This window comes from Anabaena sp. CCY 9613 (assembly GCF_963920895.1).
Taxonomy (GTDB): domain Bacteria; phylum Cyanobacteriota; class Cyanobacteriia; order Cyanobacteriales; family Nostocaceae; genus Cyanocohniella.
Genome location: NZ_CAWUDE010000004.1, coordinates 373,770 through 379,893, shown reverse-complemented (window position 1 = coordinate 379,893; position 6,124 = coordinate 373,770). Strand labels below are relative to the sequence as shown.

At 40.9% G+C, this 6,124-nt stretch carries 6 protein-coding genes and 1 pseudogene; 3 read left to right on the top strand and 4 right to left on the bottom strand.

The features are described 5' to 3' along the window. Positions 1-257: pseudogene (locus ACM0OT_RS07155) on the top strand (hypothetical protein); the annotation flags it as partial. A gap of 14 nt (positions 258-271) precedes the next feature. Here the strand turns inward: ACM0OT_RS07155 and ilvD are convergent. After that, a complete protein-coding gene (ilvD, locus tag ACM0OT_RS07150) occupies positions 272-1,954 on the bottom strand; it encodes a dihydroxy-acid dehydratase (protein ID WP_414563693.1) in 1,683 nt (560 codons plus the stop codon). Positions 1,955-2,053: 99 nt separating this feature from the next. On the opposite strand from ilvD, the gene ACM0OT_RS07145 reads away from it, so the two are divergent. Both ACM0OT_RS07145 and ACM0OT_RS07140 read left to right on the top strand, forming a co-directional pair. After that, complete coding sequence (locus tag ACM0OT_RS07145) at positions 2,054-2,935, top strand: LysR family transcriptional regulator (RefSeq protein WP_414563692.1); 882 nt, start codon at positions 2,054-2,056, stop codon at positions 2,933-2,935. 51 nt (positions 2,936-2,986) lie between these two features. After that, a complete protein-coding gene (locus ACM0OT_RS07140) occupies positions 2,987-3,616 on the top strand; it encodes a type I restriction endonuclease (RefSeq protein WP_414563691.1) in 630 nt (209 codons plus the stop codon). A gap of 28 nt (positions 3,617-3,644) precedes the next feature. On the opposite strand, the gene ACM0OT_RS07135 is transcribed toward ACM0OT_RS07140, so the two are convergent. The 3 genes from ACM0OT_RS07135 to ACM0OT_RS07125 all read right to left on the bottom strand — a co-directional run bounded on the left by ACM0OT_RS07135 (position 3,645) and on the right by ACM0OT_RS07125 (position 6,072). Further along, a complete protein-coding gene (locus ACM0OT_RS07135; RefSeq protein WP_414563690.1) occupies positions 3,645-4,439 on the bottom strand; it encodes a peroxiredoxin-like family protein in 795 nt (264 codons plus the stop codon). Between the two features lie 63 nt (positions 4,440-4,502). Beyond that, a complete protein-coding gene (locus ACM0OT_RS07130; protein ID WP_414563689.1) occupies positions 4,503-5,378 on the bottom strand; it encodes an MBL fold metallo-hydrolase in 876 nt (291 codons plus the stop codon). 163 nt (positions 5,379-5,541) lie between these two features. Beyond that, positions 5,542-6,072: a PadR family transcriptional regulator gene (locus tag ACM0OT_RS07125; RefSeq protein ID WP_414563688.1), complete on the bottom strand. Its 531-nt coding sequence runs from the start codon at positions 6,070-6,072 to the stop codon at positions 5,542-5,544. Positions 6,073-6,124 lie beyond the last annotated feature (52 nt).

Here is a 6,124-nt window from a genome sequence, read left to right as displayed (position 1 = left end):
GGGACTGTGAGTTGTTGGAGTTCAATGGTGAAGCAGACCATGTACACCTATTAATGGAATATTACCTGGCTCAAAATCCTGAACTAAACTTCAAATTAGCCAACTTTTCTTTAGGAACTGAGCTTTATGGATTTGTCTTACCTATTGATAGTTCTTTAAAAAAAGACCTCAATATTGAATTGCTGCGGATGTCTGAAAATGGTTCTTTACAAGCAATTACTAGTCGCTGGCTTAGTTCTACAAACTCGGAGATTTGAGCATCTCTTGTCAGCTAGTCCTCTAAGTCTGTGACAGCACCAACACTGCTAGAGGAAACTAACTTAGCATATTTTGCTAAGATGCCTTTTGGATAACGGGGTGGACGGGGTTGCCATTGGGCGCGGCGATTGGCTAATTCTCCATCGTCAATGTTTATTTGTAACAAGCGAGAATGAGCATCGATGGTAATGCGATCGCCTTCTTCCACCAGAGCGATCGCACCACCAACGGCAGCTTCAGGGGCAACATGTCCTACTACCATCCCGTAAGTACCACCGGAAAAACGTCCATCAGTAATTAACCCGACAGTATCACCCAAACCCGCACCAATAATGGCTGAGGTAGGTGCTAGCATTTCCCGCATCCCAGGGCCACCCTTAGGGCCTTCGTAACGAATCACGAGAACATCACCGGCTTGAATCTTACCTGCAAGAATGGCATCTAAGCATTCTTCCTCGGAATCAAAAACCCGTGCGGGGCCAGTAATGCTAGGATTTTTTACCCCGGTAATTTTAGCCACTGCTCCCTCTGTAGCGAGATTTCCCTTGAGAATAGCTAAGTGACCTTGAGCATACATTGGGTTATCCCAAGTCCGAATCACATCTTGATTGCTTGGTGGTTCATCGGGTATATCTGCTAAAATTTCGGCGATGGTTTGACCTGTGATGGTGATACAGTCACCGTGAAGTAATCCATGCACCAATAGCATTTTCATCACTTGGGGAATACCACCAGCTTTGTGTAAATCTGTGGCGACGTATCTACCACTGGGTTTTAAATCACATAAAACAGGGACACGATCGCGGATAGTTTCAAAGTCATCTAAATTAAGTTTTACACCAGCCGCATGAGCGATCGCTAGAAAATGTAACACGGCGTTAGTTGAACCACCCACAGCCATAATTACAGAAATCGCATTTTCGATAGATTTGCGGGTGATAATTTGCCGGGGTAACAGTTGATGACGAATTGCTTCTACCAATACCTTGGCTGATTCTTCAGTGCTATGGGCTTTTTCATCATCTTCCGCCGCCATTGTGGAAGAATAAGGCAAACTCATGCCCATGGCTTCAAAAGCTGAAGACATAGTATTAGCTGTGTACATTCCACCGCAAGAACCAGCACCAGGACAAGCTTGACGTTCGACTGCTAATAGTTCTTCTTGATCAATCTTCCCAGCGCTATATTGGCCTACAGCTTCAAAAGAACTGATAACTGTTAAATCTTTACCGTTGTAGTGTCCGGGTTTAATTGTCCCACCGTAAACAAAGATAGCCGGGATATTCATCCGGGCCATGGCAATCATGGCCCCTGGCATATTTTTATCACAGCCACCGATGGCAATTACACCATCCATACTTTGACCATTACAGGCGGTTTCAATGGAGTCAGCAATTACTTCTCGTGACACTAGGGAATATTTCATCCCTTCTGTACCCATAGAAATCCCATCACTAATAGTAATTGTGCCGAACATTTGCGGCATTGCCCCAGCTTGTTTAATTCCCGCTTCAGCTATGAGTGCTAGTTGATTAATCCCCATGTTACAGGGAGTGATGGTGCTGTAAGCATTAGCCACACCCACAATTGCTTTGTTAAAGTCTTGATCCTGAAAACCCACTGCTCGCAGCATAGCCCGATTAGGCGATCGCTGCACCCCTTGTGTGACAACTTTACTTCTAAAATTTTCTGACATGTTTTTTCACTCATTCACTGTACGAGTATCATATGTAGACTTTTTTAAGATGTCCAATATATATTTATTAAAAATTGAGACTTATAAAATATCAAAAATATGGAACTACGACACCTGCGCTACTTTATTGCTGTAGCTGAGGAACTACATTTCACTAAAGCCGCCCAAAGACTGCACATAGCACAACCACCTCTGAGCCAACAAATTCAGCAACTAGAAGCAGAATTAGGAGTAAAACTTTTTCATCGCCAAACTAAGCGCCAAGTACAGCTAACAGCAGCTGGTAAAGTTTTTTTACAAGAGGCTTATCAACTACTGGTGCAACTAGAAACAGCCGTAGCGCTGACTCAAAAAATTGGCAGAGGTGAAACAGGTCAACTGAGAATAGGATTTACTAGTTTGGTAATTTATGACTTATTACCTTTGATTTTGCGAGAATTTCGCCAGCAATTTCTGGAAGTAGAACTAGTTTTACTAGAGTTAACTACAAGTCAACAGGAGCAAGCACTGAGAGATTCCCGGATTCATGTGGGTTTTGCACATCCACCTTTGGAAGATGACACACTATCTTATCAGTGTATTCACAGGCAAACCTTAGTTGTGGCTTTGTCGTCAACTCATTCAATGGCTCAACAAGAACACATCTGTGTGCGATCGCTCTTAAGTGAACCTTTAATCATGTTTCCCCGTTATTTAGCACCAGGACTTTATGATCGCATCATGAGTCTTTTTCAGCAGGAAAATTTCCCGCCTAATATTACTCAAGAAGCGATTCAAATGCAAACAATTATTGGATTAGTATCGGCTGGAATAGGCGTGGCCATTACACCATCTTCTCTACAAAATCTGCAAAGGTCTGGTGTAGTTTATCTTCCCATACTAGAAGAAGTACCTGTAATAGAAACTGCTGTAATCTGGCAGCAAGGCAATTTAACGCCTATTGTCGAAAATTTTGTACAATTTACTCAAAAGTTCATTTAATCTTGTGTACAGGCTATCCTACTGGCAGGTATCACTTCCAGGAAATTCAATATGACTACAAGCATAGCCATTGCAGAAAAAATTACCACTCTTCGCCAAGTCGAGGAAAAACTAGGGTTAACACTAAGTAGTGATAGCCAATTTTTTACCGAATGGATGGTTGATTTACCAGCCTTAAATGAAGCAGAGCAAGCAAGATTAGAACAAGTTCGACAAAACTATTTATATCAAATCTCCTATGGAAATCTTTTAGAAGAAACTGTCAAAATGGTTGTGTTATCACCATTACTTGAACTTGCAGGTTTTTATCCAGCACCTTATAGATTTAAAACCGAGGTATCAGTTGAAATTGCAGCACAAGGAGATAATGAAGAAATTTTACGAGGAAGAATTGATGTTTTAGTTTTGCAAGCTAGATTTTGGATTGTTTTAATTGAGTCAAAAAAGACAACCTTTGATTTAGAATTAGCAATTCCCCAAACATTAGCTTACATGGCAGTTCATCCCAATCCAGAACAACCTCTGTATGGCATGATCACCAATGGTAGCAGCTTTTTGTTTGTCAAAACTTTGGGTAACCTGTATGGTATTTCCGATATATTTGCCACGCGATCGCAACATCTAAACAATTTATTTGGAGTTTTAAAAATTCTTAAATATTTAGGTAGACTTATTACGTAATCATCAGTTTCTGACAGCCTTTATTGAATTATTTATCCAAAAAAGATAAGGGATTGCTCATATTTTCGGCAAAACCAAGAATACCGCGATCGTGATGTTCATAAATTAATTTACCTTGAGAATCAAATAGAAAAGTTCCTCCCCGTTGTGTCAAATAAGATGAATCTGGTACATAAGTATTCCAGTTGCTCAAAACTTCGGTCATGTTTCGCAGGCGCAGAGTTGCTAGTTCAAAAGGACGCTGAAAGCCTGTTCCTCCAGCAGCTTGGAAAAATGAACCTTTCATTGGTGGTAAAGGTGTATCTCTGATAACTTCCTCATCAGCAATTAATTGAGGAGCTTTTTTATCACCTTTATAACCCCGAAAAACTTCCTTCAAAGTTCCAGGACTACCAATTCCAGCACACATGAGCATTAAATTCAGCCATGCTTTTTTTGACGTTGATAACATTGGGAATTGTACATTTAAACCACGATAAAGCCCTAAAGTAGCGTGAATGTCAGCTTTTGCATCCACAAACAACCATTCTTGGGGAAATCCTGTATATTCACAAAACTTGATCCCAGAATTGCGGTTTCCAATTCCAATAGCACGAATTGTAATTCCTCTGGCTGCAATGTTTTCTTTTTCTCTTCGCAGCCACCAAGCGTATTCTAAATTATCAAAATCTCCCAACTGTGACCAAATAAGTACGAGTAACTTTGAAGTATTCGAGCAACCATCTAAAACGGGTTTAATTTCTCCATCGCTAACTCGTAAGCATTGAGTTTGATGCAAAATCGCGTAAATATCTGGAGAATTGGAGCGTGTTTGAGTATTCATTTAGGTAAGAGCAACAGTCTTCAGTTATGATTTTAAGGCTTTATTGCTTCTTGAAGCTCTCACTTAATTCATTGATTCCATGAACTCAATACACTTGTTCATCTGCTGACGCATGGTGTCAGCATCAGCATGAAATCTCCGTCCATGACCAGGTAGTACCCACTCAAACGAGTAATTAGCTAACTGATACATTGATTTTATTTGTTCTGCCCAAGAATACCAACAAACATCGTGAAATGCTACCAACTGATGCAGATTTTCTGACCAAGCAAGATGATCGCCTGTGAATAAAAATTTATTTTTGTACAGTAAAACTGTATGTCCTTTGGTATGACCAGGAACGGGGATAATTAGCAAATTGGGAGTTAGAGCAAATGGTTCTTTTCCAGTTAATTGGATTTCTACATTGCGAGTATCCGCAGTAATTTCATCAGTGTGGAGAATGCGCTGACACTGGAAATGTTCAGCAAATTTTTGATGATCTGCTACATCATCTCTATGAGTTAAGTACATATAATTAATTCCCCCCATGTCTTCAATACGCTTGACTAAAGGTGATAAAAACTGGGGAGAATCCACTAAAATGTTACCTTCGGCAAGTTGAATTAAATAACTAGCAGCACCGTAAGATTTTTCTGAATGATAACCACAGTGATAGATATTTTCAGCGACTAAAATTGGAAAACTTTGTTGAGCAACTTTGATATCGTGTGGCTTCTCAACTGTGCCGATAGAATTAGTCGGACAAGCTAAAAGGGCTTGGAGTGCGGCTAATCTTTCTACTTCGTTTTGTGGCTGGTGATATACTGCCGACTGTTGATTAATACGAGAAAATACTTGAGATGCCATCCAGCGACATGTATCACAATCAATACAAGTAGTATCTACATAAAAATCGCCGTTGACATTTTCCCGGCGACGAATATCTAAATGAGCCATATTACCTCTGTTTGTCAGCTACTTGATGAACAGGCAATAATTTTTCATCTCTCTACACTATTGTAATCAGCTTTGATTTTTCATAGCTGGCGTGGGCAATAGGGAGTAGGGAGTGGGGAAAAACCTGTTTATTCGGCGATCCCTTGAGGTATTTGTTGGCAGATCACATTAACAACGAGGCGATCGCTTCATCGCACCATTCAATCCACATAGTTTCGTAGCGAATACCAGCTCGCAGGGTGAGATAGAGGTGTCGTTGAGGACGAGACAGATGATCCAAATCGCCAAATTCTGGTTCAACGGAGCGATAATAATCCAGTTTTTGCTGATGGAGTTGCTTGCGGCGTTCAATTTCACGGATGAGGATATCTTCAGGAACGATAAACCCACTGCGTACTTTCACTAGTAATTCTTCACGGATTGCAGTTGGTTCGGAGGGTTCCGCAATCCAAGAAATCAGTTCTTGCTTGCCTACATCGGTGAGGGAATAGATTTTTTTGTCGGGACGACTCGATTGTGGTAATACTTCCACTTCTACCCAGTCTTTCTCCTGCATTCGTGCCAATTCTCGATAAATCTGCTGGGAGGTGGCTTGCCAGTAGCAACTGACTTTTTCATTAAATTCTTTGCTCAGTTCGTACCCTGTCCGCGGTGACTGGAGCAAAATGCTGGCGATCGCATGGGCTAGGCTCATAATTCTTTCTTGACATAGACAACTAGTTGCATATACCCTTTAGTTTATACAA